Annotated in this window: 1 other RNA gene and 1 pseudogene; both read left to right on the forward strand. The window is 70.4% G+C overall.

Features of this window, described 5'->3' with window-relative positions:
- Window positions 1-261, forward strand: a pseudogene (locus QMK34_RS48215) (hypothetical protein); the annotation flags it as partial.
- A gap of 134 nt (window positions 262-395) precedes the next feature.
- Window positions 396-794, forward strand: an RNA gene (gene rnpB, locus QMK34_RS47600) — RNase P RNA component class A.
- Window positions 795-800 lie beyond the last annotated feature (6 nt).

The raw sequence follows: 800 nt of genomic DNA on the forward strand, positions 1-800 counted from the left end.
CGGCCACCACCCCATGGCGACGTCGTCGTCGACGGCGAGGACCACCTCCTCTACCGCTACGCCCACGACACCGCCGACCCGCCGACGTCGAACTGCCTCGACACGTGCACCGCCACCTGGGCACCCCTGCTCACCACCGGCCCGCCCGCCACCACCGGCATCGACAACCGCCTCGTCGGCACCCTCGGCCGCCCCGACGGCACCACCCAGGTCACCCTCGGCGGCTGGCCCCTCTACCGCCTCATTAGCGACGACCCCGGCCAGACCGGCGACCGCACCTGGTCGATGATCAACCCCGACCCCGGCCAGCCCCCGCCAGCCCAAGCCCTCCAGCCGATCACCCACCGGACCGCTCCCCGAGACCGCACCGGCCGGGCAGGTACTCTTCCCCCGGACGAGTTGGCAGTGCGGCCGCGTGCCGGGGAAACCCGGTTCGAGGAAAGTCCGGACTCCACAGGGCAGGGTGGTTGCTAACGGCAACCCGGGGCGACCCGCGGGACAGTGCCACAGAAAACAGACCGCCCCCGCTCTCGAGCGGAGGTAAGGGTGAAACGGTGGTGTAAGAGACCACCAGCACCCTGGGCGACCAGGGTGGCTAGGTAAACCCCACCCGGAGCAAGGCCAAGAGGGAGCGGGCAACCGCTCCTGCGCAGGCGATCGAGGACGGCCCGTCCGATGCCTGCGGGTAGGCCGCTGGAGCCTGTCGGCAACGGCAGGCCGAGATGGATGGCCGCTCATCGCGACGTCGCAAGACGCCGCGTGGACAGGATCCGGCTTACATGCCAACTCGTCCTTTCTCT

The sequence above is a fragment of the Amycolatopsis sp. H20-H5 genome (assembly GCF_035828755.1).
Taxonomy (GTDB): domain Bacteria; phylum Actinomycetota; class Actinomycetes; order Mycobacteriales; family Pseudonocardiaceae; genus Amycolatopsis.